Below are 17,725 nucleotides of genomic sequence, written 5' to 3'. Positions count from 1 at the left end.
CCAATTTGTTTTCCACATTAAAGGAATCCTTTACCGGATCAAGATCAGCGTCCCCCTTTCGGTCTTCTCCGGCTCATCGACAAACTGGTAGCGGCTGACCCAGATATAGGTTCCCGCCGGCTGGGCGATATTGTTCACCCGGCCATCCCATCCCCCGAAACAATCCTCGGTGGCGAAGACCATTTGCCCCCAGCGGTTGAACACCTGCAATTGGTAATGGCTGATATTACCAAAGCTGTGCGCGCGGAAGAGGCTATTGGTGCCGTTGCCGTCCGGGCGGAAGGCGTTGGGGAAGTAAATGTGAAACGAACATTGGTTCACCGATACCTCATCGCTGCTGCTTGTCCCACAGCCATTGGTCACCGTTACCGTGTAGACACCGGGTTTGGTGACCGCCAGCGTGTCGGCGACCGACCCATCCTGCCAGAGATAGCTGCTATAGCCTTTGGCCGGTCGTAGCACCAGGACGGTGTCGGAGCAGAGGTAGTGGTCCCCGCCCAGCGAGACGTGCCTGGTAGCAGTCGTCACCGTCAATGGCGCCGAAGCACTCAGGTTGCTGCAGGTGCCCGTCATCGCGGCGGTGATATCCCCCTGGTGATCGTTGCGGTAGATGATGCGGATTGCCGTGTCATTCAGCAGCTGATAGGACTGGACATCGGTCGTATCGAAGAACCAGAGTGGTCTGCCGCCGCATCCGGTATTTCGCAGGGCCGTGAAGACGACCGGCGAGCCCGGGCAAACGGAATCCTGGTCTACCGCCAGCTGAAGCGAACGACAAAAAGAGGTCGAGGCACAGGCCAGTTGCTGCACCGGATTCCCGTCCACCGGTGGGGGCATGGGCCGGTCCGTTCTGCGGAACGTGTTGCTGACAATCGATCCCCAATCCGATCCCCGGTACGGCCGCATGGCAAACGGCTCCACCCAGCTGGCGAGGGTATCGATGCCGCTACAGACACTGCTCGTGTCGCTGTCATGCAGGCGAACGAATTCCTGGCCTGAAACATTATTCACCGGGTCACCGTAGGATTGAATGACAACATCCTCGTTGCCGGCCACGTTGACGAAATTCGAGGTCCAAGTGTCCGAACGGTTTTGCTGGTGCAGGACGCTTTCTTTCGCGATCTGCCCCTGTTCGACGGCGCCGTAAAAGATATCCAGGTCATTTGCGGAGATATACTTCAGATACGTATAGGAAATTCTGCCCGACGGGTGCTCGGTGATCCGGGTATTGCTATAGTTGCTCCGGATATTGGATCTTATCATCCAACCCCGCAAATAATTGAAGGAAGGATCGAATTCCGCGATCACTCCATGGATCAGGGGGGTGGTGGTCTGCGCAAAATCCGACAAGGGAGGCCCGCAGACACTGATATTTCCGTTGGCCAGCAGGCGGGCCGATCCAACGGAAGAGAACGAATACCAGGTGGTGCCGGCGCCATAGTCCTGGACCCAGGTTTTTGACCGAAGGGTATCGCCGGTAGCCGGGTCGATGGTAAGGCACCACAGGAATTCCGTATTCGTCCCGTCGAAACCGGAGCCCACTATCGCCAGCTGTGCTCCGGTCCAGATCATGCCAAAACAGGACGAGAGTCCCGATGTAAAAGTCTTATCCCACTGGATATTCCCGGCGAGGTCCATTTTCAGCGCAAAACTACCGGAGATGGTTGCGTCGACAGTCCGCTGATTTCCGGCCAGGTAAATATTGCCGGCGGGGTCCTGCTGCAGATCGACCACCTCCAGGCTGCCGCTATATTGTGCCCAGATGGAGCAGCTGTCGGTTTGCACCCAGATCATGTTCCCATTGGCATCGAGCCGCCACATGGCCATCTCGTACCTGCCATTGACCTTTTCCGGTATGCTCAGTAGCCCCACCAGGAGCAGGGAGCCGTCGTTCAGTTCAAAACATTTATAGGCGTAGGCATTGTTTTGGGGATAGATGCCCAGACCGGCGAAGGATTTTGACCAGAGTATCGTACCCTGGGGAGTATATTTTACCAGGTAGGGAAAGGTATAAAAAGGAGCGGTGACACTCCACTGGTAGCCGGGCGCGAGGATATTCCCATCGCGGGTTTTGGTAATATAGTCGACGCCGAGCATCGAGTTGGTCTCTGTCGTCAGGATATGGCCCATGGTGTCGGTACAAATAGCAGGTCTTTCGCGGGTGACGGGTGGCGCCTGCGAAAAAGATGGCAAGCTGTAGAAAGTCAAAACTGCCCAGATCGCCGGGAAACGGAAGTACTTGAGCATCAAAAAAAGCCTGGAGTATGATATTTCAATAAACATGCCGGGGCTTTAACAAGAAGCTATGCTCTATACAGGCCCGAGATCGGTCTCAGATGAGGCTCCATCATGTGATTTCGCGGAATTTTTTCCCCAAACCAGGGGCATTGCCTCTATTTTCTCCTTTTCGGTAATCAGGCTAAAGATCAAGATCAGTCGTTTCCTTTTTTCTTCCAATTCATGTGTGGCGGAGCTGTCGAGGCACTCCACAAATGCTTTTACTTCCTCGATTAGAAGGCTTCGAAGGTTAGAAGCGGACAGTTCTTCCAAGGGTTTTTTCATAGCAATAGTAAGGTCATTTCAAAATCAAATTCTATTCCAAAAAATGCAATGGGAATACTGAAGGTCTCCCATCAGCTACCCATCCTCACTCTGCTCCCACTCTTTCCATTCCTCGACGCCCAATACTCTACAAAGCCAATTTCAGCCAACTCTCCCATTACCCGGTAGTACGTCCTCCGCCCTTTTATCTTCGCCAACCGCATCACTTCGTCCCGCTGGATGTGGAACCACCCCTTCCGACCACCCCCACATTGCAAAAGGGCCAGGTACACGCATACATGCACCGGGCCCACCCGTTCGTCCGACCGCAGCGGTTGCAACAACTGTTCCAGCGTTATAGCCAACTCCTTCATTTGCGCTTCAGAAAGACGTCCCACCAGTTTATCTTCGCTGGTTTCCCCTGCACATTGGTAAGTACCAGTCTTTCGTGCGCCAGGTCCACCTCCATGAAAAAATCTTTTCCCACCAGGTGCATCTTTGCCCTGTCGCCCAGATCGAGCTGGTCGGCAAGAACATTCCGGTCGGCTGCCCCCAGCCGTTTACCGAACAACGCATCATCCAGGGCCGCATGCGTATTGAAGGTGCTCCGGTTACGCGCTAGGGTAAATTCCCCCTTATCTGTCTTTTGCCGCAGCTCGAGCCAGTATCCTTGTTGCAATGGATCGAACCGGTAGTCCCGGAATACCGGGCGCCCATGCATCAGGTTGATGGCTTCCCTCAGCCCCACCGAATACCCTTTTACCCGGGGGAAACTACATTTCACTGTCAAAGCATTCACCTCACCCACCAACGCCACGTCAAAGGAGGAAAACCGGTAGGCATCATTCACCAGCAGCTGCTGGAAATACAGCACCCCTTTCAGCGAAAATCCAAATGCCTTGGTCTCATATTCCACCAGGAATCGTTCCCGCCATCCCCAGGGCATCTCCTGCCGCAGGTCCCAGGTCACATCGTCCGGGAATCCTGCCAGCTCCAGTTCCACCTCGAGCATCCGGAGGTTGGCGTCGTATAATTTTCGTTCCATCTGCATCTCAATCTAATTTTTTTGCTTTCAAAATAGCCACAGCCGATAGCCGTAACCGCATTCTCCGATCCCCATTGTGTTCCCCGTATTCCAGCACCAGGTCCTGCCCCTTCGCCGGTAGTCGCGGCGCTAGCCCATAACAAAGCGTCACCGAAGAATCCGATCGCACTAACAAGGGCTCCCGCCGCAATAGCACCGTCAACGGCAACTCCTGTCTTGCCTTCCGGCGCAACACATGCCGGTCGCGGATGGTGAATCGCAGGGAGTTAGCCCGGAAATCGATCACCGACCCATTGGACACCCGCAGAGAAAACCACAACAAGCCCTCCAGCACATACAGGCCGCGCAATTCAAGCCGGACTCCTTCCACCCTCACATTTCGTATATCCACCGGCCGCGCAGCCAGCACGCTGTCGATCTCCGCCTCCCGATCCTGCGCCTTCACCACTGATAACAGTAGTAGCCCGATACCTATTCCGATCATCCTTTTCATAGTGCTGCATTTTTAGCGTGAAGCAATACGCGATAGCCCGCCGGGATCGTTACTTTCACCGGCCGCACCTTCTTGCCGATCAGCGACCGCGCCAGCACAACTCCTGCCCCGGCCGCCTGTCCTGCCACGCTTGTGGCCAGGGCTCCCGGTCCCAGCGACCCCAACTCCTGACCCGCCGACTCCCGCAAGGACTCTGACACCGGCGCCCCGGGGATATAGATACCCGGCATCCCATCCTCGTCATCCACTTCCAGGTTCACCGGCAGCAGCCCTCCTTGAACCGCTATCGAGCCGATCCCTACCCGCAGCCGTTCGCCGCTTAGACTTACAGTACCGAACAGTGGAGTCCCTGCCGGCACCCGTTGCCGGCCGATCTGCACGTCCCGCACCAGTTCCAGCCGCATCTCCGCCCCGCTCACAAGCACCTGTCCTTCCGGAACCAGCGCCTCGATCACACTCGAATCGAATCCCCCCGCCGTATCCGCTTCATCCGGCAAGGCCCTCACCGTCAACACCGCCTGCGCCCCTTGCATCCGCATACCCGCTTTCACCTGCTCCCGCTGAAACCGCTGCGTCGCCACTCCAGGAATTGTCTCTCCCGTCATCCCCGTATCCCCACGCGGCTGTTGCACTGCCAGTAGCTTTTCCACCACGGCACTCAGTTCCCGTATCTCCCCATTGCTGGCCTCGTCCCGTTGCAAGACATTCATCACCTTCTCCAACCGTTCGATCTCCGGTGCCCGATCCGCTTGCGTCCGCAAGCCGCCCCTGGCCAAACCTTCGCGCAGCCCCCCCGAACGCAAACTTTCCCGCAAGTCCGTCCCGTCGACCGCCTTACCCGCCACCACCCGCTTCAATTCTTCCAGCTTCTCTTTCACTTGTACCACCTTCGTGTCGCTTTCCGACCTGCTTCCCCCAGCAAGCACTACTCCTGGCTTCCCATTCGAACTCTCCAACCCCAACTGCCGCGCATAATTTTGTTGAATAGCCAGTCGCTGTCGCTCTGCCACCGAATCCCGGTGCGCCAGATCATAATATCCCATCTTATCCAACCGCGTCACCGGCGCCACATGCGCCCCCGGCAGCCGCATCAGGAATCCCAATGCGGTCACGGTCTCCGTCTTTCCCCTGCCGCCCCCAACGACCCAGAACAACAGCGTCAGCAGCGGTAACACCACCGCCGGCATCCACAGCAACACTTTTCGCACCTGCGAATCTCTCTTCGTCAAAACCTTCTTTTCCATAAATTTTTTTTTGAATGAATAACCAACCGCTTCCTCACCGGCTGATCGTTTTTATTTCTATATTGGTCTCCACCTCGAAGCGTTCGATCATAAATCCATGCGGATTGTTATCCGACCGCTCCACTCCCGTCCTTCGCAGAAAACCCCTCGTCACGATACTCCTGGTCGTCAGCCTCGTCGGGCGAATCAGCGTCTGCAACCCTGTGCACCGGAAAGCATACGGTTCATGGTCCGTATCCAGCCAGATACTGTCCAGGACTACCGACTGGGTGATATTCCCGCTGATCAACCCGTTGATGAACCCGCTCTCCAGCAGGTTATCGTACAACACCTTCGCCGACCCGTCCGCGAGATAAAAGCTCCGGTCGAGATTCACCTTTATCGCTTTTTCATCCGGACTCAGGTCGAAGAAATAGTGGTGGAAATTGCGCAGATGGTCCCGAGCCTCCACCGGCAGGTTCTCCTGCGGGTCCACCGCCATTGCCCGCATGGCCTTTCCGTTAGATAAGACGTAGATCCTTCCATTGGCTTTATCTACTGCCCGCATTGCCTCAAAGACTACCCATCCGCTGATCGCCAGCGATCCAAGCGTCACTACCATTGCAAACAGCCGCACCTTCCGGAGTCCCTCCTCAATGGACTTAAATCTCTTGAACATATCATCTCCTTTTTATCCTCCCGCAATCTTATTTCTGTGACTTCCTCCCCGGCCGCCCGCACTCCCGCCGCCGGAACCTCCCTTGCCACTCCACCCGGAACCCGAACGGCTCCTGCCGCCGCCGGCAATCACCCCGCCGACGCCCATAACCCCACCGGCCACGGCTTTACCAGCGGCCATCGCACCACCCACGACCATCCTGGCGCCTGCATTGATCTTGCCCAGCAAGGCATCGCTTCCCGCGGCCTGCACGATATAGCCTGCCACCGACGGCACAGTGAAATACCCGCAAATCCCAATGATCAAAAAGATCATATACCCGGCGTCCGTGCTGCTGAAAGTGGTTGCCCCGCTCGCCTGAAGCTGTTGGATATCCAGTTGGATCATCTGCGCCTGGATGTTCGCCAGGATGGCCCCGAAGATATTGGCCACCGGCAGCCAGAGGAATATCTGTATATAGCGCGCCAGCCAGGCTTTCAGCGAATGGCGGAAGCTGTCGAAAACACTCAACCCCAGCACCAGCGGTCCCAAAATGGCCAGCACCAGCAGGTGAAAGGTCCTCACCGTATTGATGCATAGCGCCGCCGCCTCGTACAACAGCTGCAAAATCTCCGACAACCATACCTTTATCGAGTTCTTGAGATTGTAATAGGCCTTCGACAGCTGAAAGAAAAAGGCCGATGTCAGCTGTGATAGAGGGTCGGCTGTTACACTCCCTGTATACGTATCCCACAGCGCCTCATTTCCACTCCCATCCGCGCCTACATACAACTGATAGGGTAATGTGTTCTTCAGCGCATCTTCTTTCTGTTGCAAAAGCGTCGCAATCGCCGCATTGGCATTGGTCACCATATCTGCGGTTCCCTTCACCGTCGGACTCAACACCCCGTTGAGCAGGTCGACAAAAGCCGGATAAAAAAAGATCACCAACGAGATGGCGAAAGGACGCAGCAGCGGAAACACCTCCACCGCCTCGGCCGCGGCAATATGCTTTCCTACCCTGATCCCGATATACGTCAGCGCGGCCAACCCCGCCAGCGCCTGACCCACACCGATCAGATCGCTGCACATCGGCAGCATGTTGGTGTACACCTGATCCAATACGGTCTGTAAACCCCCAAGTAGCAAAAAATTCGTCTCCATATCCTTCATTTTAATCCAAACAATTGTTTCAATATGCTCACATCTCCCATCTCCCCGGCGCGTTGCAGTGACAGCAGTGCCGTTTGATTGCTCACCCGGTCGACAAAGGAGAATTTAGCCCGCACCCGATAATAGATCGCATCTATCTCCTGCATCCGCTCGGCATCGCTCGCCCGCAATACGTCTGCCGTCACCAGCAGGACGAGATCGTTCAGGTCATCCAGGCATCCTGCGATCACCCCGTCATACACCTGGCCCAACAGCGCCAGTTCATCCGGTCGCAGGTTGCCGTCCTGCCGGAACCGGCTCCAAGCCGCCTGGTAACGTTGCACGATCTTCACTTGCAGGTCTGCGATCTCGGCTATCCGTTCATAGCTCAGCACCGTCGGACTCACCGCCAGCAGCCCATCCAGAAAAGCCTTATGCAGGTTGAAGCTGCCCCGGGCGACATCCCGGATCGTCGAATACCCCGACTGCAACACCTGGTAGCCCTCCTTCAGGTCCTGGAGGATCTGTTTCAGTTCCCCCAGCTTTTCCACATCCAGCAACAGCTGTTGCGCATAGAACCCCTGCGCCCGAATGCCACTCATTAACACCAGGGCGAAGATCATCGTCAGGCAAATCTTCCTTTTCATACATTGGCTTCTTCTAATAATCCCAACAAAAAGATCGATTTTCTATACAAGCTCCGCAGCTCCCTGCTGATGGTGTCCAATCGTCGCAATCGCTCGGCATCGTTCAGCTGCAATCGATCATCGGTGCACAGGTCTGCCGCCTGCTTTTGATAATCTTCGACAGCCTCCTTGATGTCCCCGGCGACCTCCCGGCCCATCACCGGGAAGTTCGCTGGTGTTGCCGGCAGTGATCCACTCGCGGCCGCAATATCGTCAGCCGCCATCATCAGCAGCTTGCTGTAGGAGGCTATCGTTCCCACCACCCCATCTTCGGTCACTGCCGGGCTCACCCTGTCCAGCGATGCAAAATGCTCCGTATGCATCGCCAGGTCGGTGGTATCGATCGTATCGATCTCCCCCAATCCCGTCTGCGCCACCGCATATCCTTTCTCCAGCACCGACCCATATCCCCGCAATGCGGCGATCTGTTCGGCCAGGTACTTCAATTGTGTATGGTTCTGCCGGAACCATTCGGAAAAGGTCTGCGCCATCAGCTGGCGGCCGATCAACAGCCCGCACAGCACCAACAATACTTCTTTCATTGTGTGTACAGTTTTAATATGAATGAATAATCGCTCTCGTCTTTTGCCCGTTGCAGACTCAGCAGCTGGTTCTGCTGCGTATACCGTTGCAGGTCCCGGTAATCGTGGTCCATCCCGTCGGCGGCCGCGTCGATCATCGCCATTCGCTGCTGGTCCGTCGCCTGCAGCGAAAAGGCTGCCACCGCCTTTGTGAGTTGTTCCAGGTTCTTTTCGCTGTCCGCCAGGATGCCGTCGAACACGGCTTCGATCTCGTTCAGCTCCGCCGCACTGAAATGCGCGTCCTGCCGGAATTGGCCCAGCCCGCGACGGTAGGCCGCCACGATCGCCTCCTGCCGCCGGATGGCTTCGCTCACCCGGTGATAGCCCGAAATCACCGTCTTCACCTGCCACAACTCCTGGAAGTATCCGGCGTACAGGTCTTTCTGTTGCTCCACCCAATTGCGGATATCATCCAGCTCCAGCGCGCTCATCGCATTCTCCACGGCCTTTTGCGCCTCCTGCAACACGATCGTCCTGGTCTGTATCCGCTGGATTTGCAGGTCCACCGCGCGTATCACTGTCGTCACGCCGGCGCTGATGATCCCGCCGATATCCTGCGCGGATGCACCCAGCCCTGTCGCCAAAACAATCATCATCGCCAAAGCCATCCTTTTCATAGTCCCTCCTTTTTTGCCTGTAGATCGGCCACCAACCGGCTGATCGCCGTTTTGACATCTCCATACCGGTCGATATACTGCCGCACCAGCACCTTGTCCCGCTGCTCCGAGGTATAGGTGTAGTATTCCTGCTCGGACACTTCCAACCGGTAGACCTTCGAATGCATAGCCCCGAGCCCGATCCACAAATCTTTGTAAAGCCGGCCCGGCTCATGTCCCTTGTTGATGCTGAGTATCTCCGCCTTTTGCTTCTCCGTGATGCCTAGCAGCGTCTGTATCTCATCAAACTTGTTCTGGAATTTGCTCTGGTCGAGCAACACTTTGATGTCGGAATTATTCACAATGGCTTGCCGGATGATCTCCGAAGACACGATATCCTCCACTTCCTGGGTCACGACAACAGCCTTGGCAAAGAACTTCCGGGCCGTTTTGAACAAAAATTTGATGTACTCCGCCATCCCCTCCTGGGCTATCGCTTTCCACGCCTCTTCCACAACGATCATCTTCCGGACACCCTTCAGCTTCCGCATCTTGCCTACGAACAGTTCCATGATGATCAAGGTCACGACGGGAAAAAGGATGGGATGCGACTTGATGTTGTCGAGTTCGAACACGATGAACCGTTCCTGCAACAGGTCCAGGTTGGCCCGGGCGTTCAGCAGGTAGTCGAATTCTCCACCCTTATAGAAAGGGCGCAATACATAAAGGAAATTGGCGAGATCGAAATCCTTGTCTTTTACTCCATCAGCCGCTAGTACCACGGTAAATTCGTCCTTCAGGTATTCGTAGAAACTGTCGAAACAGGGAAAGATCGTTCTTTCCCGCGCGATCTTCTCGAAATACCCTTGCAGCGCGTTCGAGAGGGCCACGTATTCCGCCCGGTTATGTCCTTCCGACGATTTCTTCCAAAGCGCCAGTAGCAGCGTCTTGATGCTTTCCCGCTTTTCGGTGTCCAGTACATCTCCGGCGCCGATATAGAAGGGGTTGAAGCAGATCGGGTCATCCTCCCGGTAGGTGAAATAATACCCGCCGTGCAACGCACACTGTATTTCATAACTATGGCCTACGTCGACCAGCACGATATGCGTGCCCCGGTCGTAATACTCCCGCACGAGATGGTTCATGAAAAAACTCTTGCCTCCGCCCGATCCCGAAAGCACAAACATGTTCCCGTTCGCGATCAACCCTTCCCGCCGGGGCTCGTCGTCGATGTCGACATGCACGGGCCGTCCTGTCAACCTATCCCCCAACCGCAGGCCGAAGGGACTGTGGCTGCTCCGGTAATTGGCTTCCTGGTTGAGGAAACAGGTCGCGACCTCGCCGAATGTCCGAAAGGTCTCGTTCATCGGAAAGTCGCCCTCGTTCCCGGGCAGCCCCGCCCACCATATCTGTGGCGCCCCCACCGTTTCCAGCCGCGGAGTCGCTTCGAGTTGCGCGATCGCGCTCCCGATCCTGTTACGGATATCGCCTTTCTCCGCCGGGTTCTCCGTCCAGGCCAGGATGTTGAAATGCGCCCGCACGGGCAGCCGCTGTTCCTCCACGGCTTCGTTCAAAAAAGCGTTGGTAGCCTCTTCGCTCACCGCATTCTCGCGGGAATAGGCCGCCAGCGATTGCAGCCGGAGCCGTTTGGCCTCCAGCTTCTTCAGCACGGCTGCCTGGTCGTCAAGGAAGATGTATTGGTTGTAAATATGGTCGCAGGGTAGGAGAGGGCCCAGGGCGCTGGCAAATCCGATGGAATACCGCGTCCGGTCGGTGCAGTAGGGGGCATAGTCGATCCGCGGCCCACAAAGCCCCGGCAGGTCGTCTGCATCTGCCAGCGTAAAGAGCAGGCAATGTCGGTCCCCGATCTGCAGCTCCGGTTTCCATTCGATATCCCTCAACACCGGCTGGTTTTCCCGGCTCAGGGTGCAATAGCTTTCGATCAGCCCCGCCCGTTGGGGTCCGCTCCACAAATCAGCCGTATCCATCCATTCGGCGTTTATCAATCCCCCGTCCTCCAGGATACGTATGAACTGGGCCACCTGGTCTTTGAATGCCTGCACCGTTCTTGGGTCGATCGCATCGGCCGGCAGCAGGCTGCCGCGCAGCAGGCTCGAGAACGCAGAGGTCGATTCCTGCCGTCCTTTCGGCCTCCGGGTGAGGAAAAGATAGGATTCCTGCCGCAGCCAGGGGCTTTCGTTAAAAAAACGTTCGCTACTGTGTGCCAGAAAGCTCTTCTCATCGTCTTTGAAATCCGCCGTATATCGATCGGTCAGGAACCAGTCCTGCTGGTGCAGGATGGTATGCGGCGGCAGCACCCGCATGGCCTTGACATAGGACTGGTGCAGGCTCTCGTACTGTTCAGCCGAGAGAGTAAAGATCTCCGGCTTCGTCAAGCGGAAGCCAATGGTATAATCCCCTTTCTTACTCAAGATACAACCCTCATCCACCCCATAGATGGGTAGCAGGTCAGCAAGGTTTCGTTCCATAAAGGTTCAATTCTTTTGTCGCATATTCCCTTCCCGAAGGAAGGGCTTTCTTGTTCCGGCCCTTATCCGGTTGGGCAGCCTTCGCGCCGCTGCTTTCTTCATCAGCCCGTGCTGGCCGTAGGTCCGGCTCATCCGGTACACCTCGCGGAAGAGCACCGTTCCCGCAACAGTGATGATCCCCAGGCATACGAAGGGGTTGAGGCCGAAGATGTACAACACCGCAAATAAAGCCAGCATCGACACGATCCCGCCGCCCAGCCACCAGATATACTGCGCCTGCAAGCCGCGAAACTCGACAGCACGGTTCACGCCTTTGTTGATGGTATACACCTCTGTCTTCATAGTCCGAAAAAACTACGTATCAAGGTGGCCACCACTACCAGGAAGACGCAGCTTCCGAACCAGCTCGCCGCGACTTTCCCCGTGTCATGATCGCCGTGCGACCATTTCCCATAGACTCTTATCGCCCCGATCAGCCCCACGATAGCGCCCACGGCATACATCAGGTTTACGGCGGTGTCGAAATAACTTCGCACCATCGTGTTGGCCTGGTTGATCCCCGTATTCCCATCCTGGGCCGCGACCCTCACCGCCACCAGCATCAATGCCCACAAATACATTTCTTCCAAAACTCTCTTTCTCAATGGTAACCATCCTCTCCATCTCCCCATTTTCCACTTCATGACAACCTGTTTTTAGAATGATAAAAAAGGGCCCCACCGGCCATGGCTATCCGTCCCACAGCCCATCGACCACTTTAGTGTCAAGCCGGGTGAGGCCCAGCTTCTCCAAAACCCGAACCATGTTGTCCGATATCCGGATTTGCAGCCATTGCCGGCGCTGGCGGGGGCTGCGGCGACAGCGGTTCTACCGCTTCCTCCTTTGCAGCCGTGACGTCTTTCGTCCCCACCATCACCTCCTTCGTCCGTTCGCCGGCTGATGCTGTCCCGTTTTTATCAACCGGCGGTACAACTATTTTCGGCAAATCATATAGTCCCGCCAGCCGCCCATCGGCCTCCCGCGATCCCGGCTTCGGCAACCCCCATCCCAGGCTGGCGGCATATTTCACCGCCCACCAGCCATAATATAGAAGCAGCGTCCCGCCGCTCAGCAACCCATATTCTTTCCAGGAGATCGTCTCTAACATCTTTGTTCGGATTTATAGGAACAAAGATGCACCCGCGAAAAGGCGAGACTTCAGAAGTTATGCATAACTTAGGTCAAATAATTTCTCGCATGGAAGGAGAAAGGACCCAGATGCCCGAAGCCGTATTGAATAATATAATAAAGTCCAGGTTTTTGGAATTTAATGGAGGCCCCGTCCATATCACCAATAAGACAATAACGATTCCGATCGAACTGACGACCGCGTATTCCAACTACAATGCTGTCCCGCTCATTTTTAATAACTGCCTGTTTCAACAAAAACTGATAACCGGAAACCCGGATGTTTCGGGAAAAATTGCATTCGCAAACTGCATTTTCCAAGACGAAGCATTCTTTGGAGCAACAAGCAATTTAGAGTTCCGAGATACCAATGAGTTTCGGTCGCGCGTATCTCTTCAGACAGATACAGGTTTACAGATTGACAACCTTGTCCTGGAGGGCTCGCTGGAAATAATGACTCACAGCGTGAATATAATAAAAATTGCTAAGGTAAACTCAGGCAGAACGCATTTGGGTGCTGTATTTATCCGGGGCGCATGTGATACCATTTCTATCCATGCTGTAAAGGTTGAGTCGATTGGCATTGATGCTTCTGTTAAACACCTTATCGTAATGGGTTCTGTGGCTGATAGATTTGGACTGCATAGATCAAGCATCCATAATGAAATGTTTATTTCACAATGTGAGTTTACTATTTTTGATCCGGACGTCAACTTGTCGAATCAAATTCCCATTGCATTTATCGATCGGTCCAACATAAAGATTTTTCGGGTTCGCTTGAATGATTTCCGAAGGGCTGTGTTTACGAATTGCAGTGTAGATTCGTTCTCCATTTTTGGTGAAAACGAAAAAGACGATTCTGTTGTCGTTTCCGACTTCAGCCTCGGTCAACTGGTTTTCGAACCATTCACAAAAAATCGCGGCTTATTGGATTTTCAGGAAGTCGGGATCCCAAAAGGCGGGGCTTTGAGAATAATCAGAACCGATCTGGGTACAACCAATTTTATCCTCTGTAAATTCCAGGACGCTATACTGGATTTCAGTAGCAGCAAACTGACGGAAATATTTGTGGCCGACACAGATTTCCCTGAGATCGTCCATTCAGGTGGTGGAATTGACCACGTTCAAGCTCAACTGGCATTCGGTCAGTTCAGTACTGCCTTTCAAAGGCAGGGCGATACCGTCCGGGCGTTGGAATATCAGTCAAGAGAAATAAGCGCTCATTTTGAGCAGCTGTCTTTTTTCCCCAGTGGATTCAGGAGCTTTAGCTTTACAAAGGTCAGCTTATGGCTGAACAAATGGTCCAACGATTTTGGCCGCAATTGGGGAAGAGGTATCGCGTTCACCTTTGCATCAGGCGTTATTTTCTATCTCTTGCTGCTTTGGTCTGCGAATGGGTTACAACTTTTTTTCAAACGGGGGTGTACAGGAAATCTCGTTGCCTCTTTCCTGAAATTTATGAACCCCCTCCGGTTCTTCGAAACGGAAAGCCTCTTCAAGATCAATGCCGATAAGCCTTACCTGACACCTTCCCCCTGTTCCTATATCGTTGATTTTATCTCGCGAATAATAATTGCCTACGGATTTTATCAAACCATCCAGGCATTTCGTCGCTTTGGCAGAAAACCATAACGAGCTACTACTATTTACGAGAATTTTATTGCAATTCAATGAGCGCGCAACCGTTGGCGTATATCCTCGCTCATACCGATAGCCACTCCATCCGTCCCAACATAGAACCGTTGCCCGGCTACTTCAGGCAGTCCTTCCTTTGGAAGCGGGCCCACTGCTTCTACCGATGGTAGGTTTTGCTGACCATACGCCTGGTAAATGGACGTGAGTAGGCCAATGGTAATACCCAAATCAGGATAGGAATACAACGTATAGCCATTGCTTTCAAATGGTTCATGGGTAGATAGCACCATATATACAAGTCTGTAATAGAGTGATAAATACTCGTCAGGAGTGGTATTGAGATCCATAGCATCTTCCACGCTGCCTTCAGGGTCTGCCCAGTCGAAATGAAGTTCGTTACCCTTGAAATGGGTGACCGCAGATATGCGCAGATGGGGAGTCCGCCCTCCGATTGCTTGGATGGTACGGGTTTGGGCCTTCCCCTTGTCTAATAGATTCCGAGGTAGGGTATTGGCTCGCCCTTTACTTTCAAGAATAATCCAATCTCCAAACTTGGAACGCCCAAGAAGGTCAGGTTTCTGCCGGACACCGCTGGCACTTGTCGTGCCCAGTTGATTCCGATACACATCAAAGTGCAACAACCAGGGGACGTCTAGCAACTTCTCAGCAAATACCTTGCTTACGGTCAGTCCTATAAAATACGAGATAGCACCTTTCTCAGAAGGGTCCAGGTGATGGAAGGCGGCAGACTTGATGAGCTTGTTTTTTCCGCCTATGGTCAGATTGGCGAGAATGATGGATAGCCGGTAAATCAATTCGTATTCGGAATACCTGCCATGCGACAAAACATCCATAAGATTTGCTCTCCCTACGGTAACAGCCCCCCAAAGTAACTCTTCGGGCTTAAGAATAAGATCGCCTTTGGCCTTAACTGGTGATCCGGATGGAAAATCATGGCTACGATAGGGAATAATGAATATGTCGCCCGAATTTACATTCTGCATACCCTAAAGTAAAGAATTTATCAAAGCCACCCATGCCCCCTCTCCACTTTCCGTTTATAGCACACCGTATCCTCTTTATTTATCCCAAAAAGCTTACACGCCCGTTCGATACAATGATCCATCAGGTAGATCGGTCGATCCTTCAACACCATCAAAACCTTATCCCATCCATAGAAACGGATCAACTCTTCGATTTCATGATCATTTCCACGATCCAGGACTCTTTCGATCACCGTTTCGTAACCTGTTTGCCATTTCATTTTTTCATATATAAATTCCCAAAATAGCCTTGGAGGCAGATTCGGATTCTCAGACTTTGCTTCGTTTTTGGGTGAAAGAGTATTTTTCATTGAATCGCTTTTTCGATCTATTAAGATTAGACTTATTTGAATAATTACAAGGGCATTTTGGAGCACCAGCAGGAATTAAAGTCACACTAGTTATCCTTTCAAAGTTATGCTCGGATAGGTTTTTGATGAGTATTTCTTCCGAAAGAGAATGACGAAATACCCCGTCGAGACCGCTGCCGCCAAATGCTTGAGCGTGTGCCCGCTCATACCTATGGCCTGATAAATAGGATAATCTAATTGCTCGAACACTTTCGCGATCACGTACCAGAAGATGATCCAAATAAGACTTGGGAGTATCACCTTTATCGACGGTGTATAGTACAACCATAAGAGCAGGAGAATGGCAAGCATCGGATAAAATTGCACCCAAAAGTAAAGCCGAAGGTCGCCCCTGCCCATCATTTCCGTATAATGCCACCAGAGGACGCTCCCTGCCCCTACGGCGAGCAGGGGCGCCAGGAGCCGGGCACCAAGTGGCCGGCTGACCAACTCCGCTACCGTGGCTGAGAGGAAGGACATAAAGACAATGGTCATAGGGATGCGATCCCAAACGAGGGTGTCATTATTGGGATGCCAGTGATAATACGCCGATCCAAGGCCGGTCAGCACAACGCCTGCAAACAACAGCAGATTAATGCAGCGGATTGCCGCCGGTACAGAAGCCCTTGCCACCCGGATCAATCCATAGATGCCTATCACAAGAAAAGGGATATTGCTCACGACGTTACCAAAGTTCGGGATGCCCAACAGGGTCCGGCTATCGGCAAAACGATGGAATGAAAGCGGTTGCGCGATGGGAGGGATCAGAAAGATGATAATCAGCGTCATCATCGTGATCGCTGCTATTAGTCCAAGCCTTTGAGAAGGGGTCATAAGATGGAGTAACTGTAGGGGTAAAGATAAAACTTTTAGGCGAAGCTATAAATAGACCACAAGAGCGGTGCCCTATCCCTACCTATACCGAAAATATTGCTGCCCGTGTCTCCATAGGCTGGCGAGTGATTCGAGCAAAGTTACGCTCATCATCTGGCAGAATGCGTCGAAATGGTCGGGGCTTCGCAACCTGGTTTTGTAGTAGAATGCCCTTCCACCTTGGGAGGCTTTCCAACCGATGTGTTGTAGCGCACAGGTCGTCCACTCTGCATTTAGGTGGCGGTCTGCCGGTTCGATCAACCGCAGCGTACAGCTGATGCCGTGGCTGGTCTTCAGCTTTCGAATCTCCAGGAGACGGATAGTGACATCACTCCAATAATCCTTTATCTGCGTCCACAACTCCAGGACGGTACAGGTGTCATCCGTCAATAAGCTTGAAAGATAGAACTGAAAGTCGCGTGGCGTCGGCCGAACCAACAGCAGCCTCTCCAATCGTTCGATCTCGGCCATCACTCCATAGATTAGCGGCTGAATCCGGCCTGCCGTTTCATAATCCGGCGACTCGATCCCTGTTAGCGCTTCGTTCAGCTCCGCCTGCAAGCCCTTCAGTTCGGCTTGTTTTTCCCGTATAATGAATTCTAGTTTATCCAATGGGGTTGGGGTGTGGACTCAAAGATAAGAAATCCAGGTCCGTGGCATCAACGACTTCCTTTTTTCAGACATAGGCAACGGTTATTTTACCCAAGTTATGACATAACTTTATCTTCTCATCATATAACGTGTATTAGTCACGACTAGGCCCAACAAATAGGAGCTGAAAGTAAAAAGTTAATCTTACGAATCTAAGTTCAAAATCATTCTGCCCTCAGACTTTCCACCGGATTGGTGGTCGCTGCTTGAAAAGCCTGGTAGCTCACAGTCAGCAGTGCAACACCAATCGCGCAAGCACCTGCTATCGCATAAATCGACCACGATATTGGGATGCGATAGGCAAAATCCTGCAGCCATCGATGCATAAAATACCACGCGATCGGCGAGGCGATCAGAATGGCCATCACGACCAGCCGCACAAAGTCCTTTGACAACATCGTTACAATATCCGCCACCGTTGCCCCCATCACTTTGCGGATGCCGATCTCTTTTCTCCGTTGCTCGGCAACAAAGGCCGACAGCCCGAACAACCCCATACAGGAGATAAAGATCGCGACCCCCATGGCAATGTTCATGATCTC

The 17,725-nt window shown here is 53.4% G+C and carries 21 protein-coding genes; 1 reads left to right on the top strand and 20 read right to left on the bottom strand.

Going from position 1 to position 17,725, the window contains the following annotated elements; all coding sequences use genetic code 11:
* Positions 1-30 precede the first annotated feature (30 nt).
* From IEY39_RS25305 to IEY39_RS25235, 15 genes are all read right to left on the bottom strand, one after another.
* Positions 31-2,247 carry a T9SS type B sorting domain-containing protein gene (locus IEY39_RS25305; protein ID WP_188936977.1) on the bottom strand — a complete coding sequence of 739 codons (2,217 nt, stop codon included), beginning with the start codon at positions 2,245-2,247 and terminating at the stop codon, positions 31-33.
* A 63-nt stretch (positions 2,248-2,310) separates the two neighbouring features.
* On the bottom strand, positions 2,311-2,562 hold the full coding sequence (locus IEY39_RS25300; protein WP_188936975.1) for a hypothetical protein: 252 nt from the start codon (positions 2,560-2,562) through the stop codon (positions 2,311-2,313).
* 71 nt (positions 2,563-2,633) lie between these two features.
* Positions 2,634-2,915, bottom strand: a complete 282-nt coding sequence (locus IEY39_RS25295; protein WP_229689090.1) for a hypothetical protein — start codon at positions 2,913-2,915, stop codon at positions 2,634-2,636.
* Positions 2,912-3,586, bottom strand: a complete 675-nt coding sequence (locus tag IEY39_RS25290; protein ID WP_188936969.1) for a hypothetical protein — start codon at positions 3,584-3,586, stop codon at positions 2,912-2,914. Before IEY39_RS25290 ends, IEY39_RS25295 begins: the two co-directional genes overlap by 4 nt.
* A gap of 7 nt (positions 3,587-3,593) precedes the next feature.
* Entirely contained in the window at positions 3,594-4,079 is a 486-nt protein-coding gene (locus IEY39_RS25285) for a DUF4138 domain-containing protein (RefSeq protein ID WP_188936968.1), read from the bottom strand.
* Positions 4,076-5,323, bottom strand: a complete 1,248-nt coding sequence (traM, locus tag IEY39_RS25280) for a conjugative transposon protein TraM (RefSeq protein WP_188936967.1) — start codon at positions 5,321-5,323, stop codon at positions 4,076-4,078. Before traM ends, IEY39_RS25285 begins: the two co-directional genes overlap by 4 nt.
* A 34-nt stretch (positions 5,324-5,357) precedes the next feature.
* The gene (traK, locus tag IEY39_RS25275; protein WP_188936966.1) at positions 5,358-5,981 is read right to left on the bottom strand and encodes a conjugative transposon protein TraK; all 624 of its coding nucleotides are present in this window, start codon (positions 5,979-5,981) and stop codon (positions 5,358-5,360) included.
* A gap of 12 nt (positions 5,982-5,993) precedes the next feature.
* The gene (gene traJ / locus IEY39_RS25270) at positions 5,994-7,124 is read right to left on the bottom strand and encodes a conjugative transposon protein TraJ (RefSeq protein WP_188936965.1); all 1,131 of its coding nucleotides are present in this window, start codon (positions 7,122-7,124) and stop codon (positions 5,994-5,996) included.
* A 5-nt stretch (positions 7,125-7,129) separates the two neighbouring features.
* A complete protein-coding gene (locus IEY39_RS25265; RefSeq protein ID WP_188936964.1) occupies positions 7,130-7,759 on the bottom strand; it encodes a TerB family tellurite resistance protein in 630 nt (209 codons plus the stop codon).
* Positions 7,756-8,340: a hypothetical protein gene (locus IEY39_RS25260; protein ID WP_188936962.1), complete on the bottom strand. Its 585-nt coding sequence runs from the start codon at positions 8,338-8,340 to the stop codon at positions 7,756-7,758. Before IEY39_RS25260 ends, IEY39_RS25265 begins: the two co-directional genes overlap by 4 nt.
* On the bottom strand, positions 8,337-8,996 hold the full coding sequence (locus IEY39_RS25255; RefSeq protein WP_188936960.1) for a conjugal transfer protein TraI: 660 nt from the start codon (positions 8,994-8,996) through the stop codon (positions 8,337-8,339). The genes IEY39_RS25260 and IEY39_RS25255 overlap by 4 nt, the downstream gene beginning before the upstream one ends.
* Positions 8,993-11,464, bottom strand: coding sequence for a TraG family conjugative transposon ATPase (locus IEY39_RS25250; RefSeq protein ID WP_188936958.1), 2,472 nt, complete (start codon positions 11,462-11,464; stop codon positions 8,993-8,995). Before IEY39_RS25250 ends, IEY39_RS25255 begins: the two co-directional genes overlap by 4 nt.
* A 6-nt stretch (positions 11,465-11,470) precedes the next feature.
* The gene (locus tag IEY39_RS25245) at positions 11,471-11,806 is read right to left on the bottom strand and encodes a DUF4133 domain-containing protein (protein WP_188936956.1); all 336 of its coding nucleotides are present in this window, start codon (positions 11,804-11,806) and stop codon (positions 11,471-11,473) included.
* Positions 11,803-12,147 carry a DUF4134 domain-containing protein gene (locus IEY39_RS25240; RefSeq protein WP_444544443.1) on the bottom strand — a complete coding sequence of 115 codons (345 nt, stop codon included), beginning with the start codon at positions 12,145-12,147 and terminating at the stop codon, positions 11,803-11,805. Before IEY39_RS25240 ends, IEY39_RS25245 begins: the two co-directional genes overlap by 4 nt.
* Before the next feature lie 80 nt (positions 12,148-12,227).
* On the bottom strand, positions 12,228-12,611 hold the full coding sequence (locus tag IEY39_RS25235) for a hypothetical protein (protein ID WP_188936955.1): 384 nt from the start codon (positions 12,609-12,611) through the stop codon (positions 12,228-12,230).
* Between the two features lie 89 nt (positions 12,612-12,700).
* On the opposite strand from IEY39_RS25235, the gene IEY39_RS25230 reads away from it, so the two are divergent.
* On the top strand, positions 12,701-14,263 hold the full coding sequence (locus IEY39_RS25230; RefSeq protein ID WP_188936954.1) for a hypothetical protein: 1,563 nt from the start codon (positions 12,701-12,703) through the stop codon (positions 14,261-14,263).
* 35 nt (positions 14,264-14,298) lie between these two features.
* On the opposite strand, the gene IEY39_RS25225 is transcribed toward IEY39_RS25230, so the two are convergent.
* From IEY39_RS25225 to IEY39_RS25205, 5 genes are all read right to left on the bottom strand, one after another.
* On the bottom strand, positions 14,299-15,270 hold the full coding sequence (locus tag IEY39_RS25225; protein ID WP_188936952.1) for a hypothetical protein: 972 nt from the start codon (positions 15,268-15,270) through the stop codon (positions 14,299-14,301).
* 20 nt (positions 15,271-15,290) lie between these two features.
* Positions 15,291-15,620, bottom strand: coding sequence for a DUF6922 domain-containing protein (locus IEY39_RS25220; RefSeq protein ID WP_188936951.1), 330 nt, complete (start codon positions 15,618-15,620; stop codon positions 15,291-15,293).
* 90 nt (positions 15,621-15,710) lie between these two features.
* Complete coding sequence (locus tag IEY39_RS25215) at positions 15,711-16,493, bottom strand: ceramidase domain-containing protein (RefSeq protein WP_188936950.1); 783 nt, start codon at positions 16,491-16,493, stop codon at positions 15,711-15,713.
* A 78-nt stretch (positions 16,494-16,571) separates the two neighbouring features.
* On the bottom strand, positions 16,572-17,144 hold the full coding sequence (locus IEY39_RS25210; RefSeq protein ID WP_188936949.1) for a hypothetical protein: 573 nt from the start codon (positions 17,142-17,144) through the stop codon (positions 16,572-16,574).
* Between the two features lie 203 nt (positions 17,145-17,347).
* A partial coding sequence (locus IEY39_RS25205) for an ABC transporter permease (RefSeq protein ID WP_188936948.1) occupies positions 17,348-17,725 on the bottom strand: 378 nt, incomplete at its 5' end.

The organism is Puia dinghuensis (genome assembly GCF_014642875.1).
Lineage (GTDB): Bacteria > Bacteroidota > Bacteroidia > Chitinophagales > Chitinophagaceae > Puia > Puia dinghuensis.
Note: the sequence above shows the minus strand (reverse complement) of the source record. Positions and strands in the feature narration are given on the sequence as shown.

What these genes read in the sequence shown, in the direction of transcription:
- IEY39_RS25305 (WP_188936977.1), bottom strand. Translation starts at nt 2,247, where the DNA reads ATGCTCAAGTACTTCCGTTTCCCGGCGATCTGGGCAGTTTTGACTTTC.
- IEY39_RS25300 (WP_188936975.1), bottom strand. Translation starts at nt 2,562, where the DNA reads ATGAAAAAACCCTTGGAAGAACTGTCCGCTTCTAACCTTCGAAGCCTT.
- IEY39_RS25295 (WP_229689090.1), bottom strand. Translation starts at nt 2,915, where the DNA reads ATGAAGGAGTTGGCTATAACGCTGGAACAGTTGTTGCAACCGCTGCGG.
- IEY39_RS25290 (WP_188936969.1), bottom strand. Translation starts at nt 3,586, where the DNA reads ATGGAACGAAAATTATACGACGCCAACCTCCGGATGCTCGAGGTGGAA.
- IEY39_RS25285 (WP_188936968.1), bottom strand. Translation starts at nt 4,079, where the DNA reads ATGAAAAGGATGATCGGAATAGGTATCGGGCTACTACTGTTATCAGTG.
- traM (WP_188936967.1), bottom strand. Translation starts at nt 5,323, where the DNA reads ATGGAAAAGAAGGTTTTGACGAAGAGAGATTCGCAGGTGCGAAAAGTG.
- traK (WP_188936966.1), bottom strand. Translation starts at nt 5,981, where the DNA reads ATGTTCAAGAGATTTAAGTCCATTGAGGAGGGACTCCGGAAGGTGCGG.
- traJ (WP_188936965.1), bottom strand. Translation starts at nt 7,124, where the DNA reads ATGGAGACGAATTTTTTGCTACTTGGGGGTTTACAGACCGTATTGGAT.
- IEY39_RS25265 (WP_188936964.1), bottom strand. Translation starts at nt 7,759, where the DNA reads ATGAAAAGGAAGATTTGCCTGACGATGATCTTCGCCCTGGTGTTAATG.
- IEY39_RS25260 (WP_188936962.1), bottom strand. Translation starts at nt 8,340, where the DNA reads ATGAAAGAAGTATTGTTGGTGCTGTGCGGGCTGTTGATCGGCCGCCAG.
- IEY39_RS25255 (WP_188936960.1), bottom strand. Translation starts at nt 8,996, where the DNA reads ATGAAAAGGATGGCTTTGGCGATGATGATTGTTTTGGCGACAGGGCTG.
- IEY39_RS25250 (WP_188936958.1), bottom strand. Translation starts at nt 11,464, where the DNA reads ATGGAACGAAACCTTGCTGACCTGCTACCCATCTATGGGGTGGATGAG.
- IEY39_RS25245 (WP_188936956.1), bottom strand. Translation starts at nt 11,806, where the DNA reads ATGAAGACAGAGGTGTATACCATCAACAAAGGCGTGAACCGTGCTGTC.
- IEY39_RS25240 (WP_444544443.1), bottom strand. Translation starts at nt 12,147, where the DNA reads ATGAAGTGGAAAATGGGGAGATGGAGAGGATGGTTACCATTGAGAAAG.
- IEY39_RS25235 (WP_188936955.1), bottom strand. Translation starts at nt 12,611, where the DNA reads ATGTTAGAGACGATCTCCTGGAAAGAATATGGGTTGCTGAGCGGCGGG.
- IEY39_RS25230 (WP_188936954.1), top strand. Translation starts at nt 12,701, where the DNA reads ATGGAAGGAGAAAGGACCCAGATGCCCGAAGCCGTATTGAATAATATA.
- IEY39_RS25225 (WP_188936952.1), bottom strand. Translation starts at nt 15,270, where the DNA reads ATGCAGAATGTAAATTCGGGCGACATATTCATTATTCCCTATCGTAGC.
- IEY39_RS25220 (WP_188936951.1), bottom strand. Translation starts at nt 15,620, where the DNA reads ATGAAAAATACTCTTTCACCCAAAAACGAAGCAAAGTCTGAGAATCCG.
- IEY39_RS25215 (WP_188936950.1), bottom strand. Translation starts at nt 16,493, where the DNA reads ATGACCCCTTCTCAAAGGCTTGGACTAATAGCAGCGATCACGATGATG.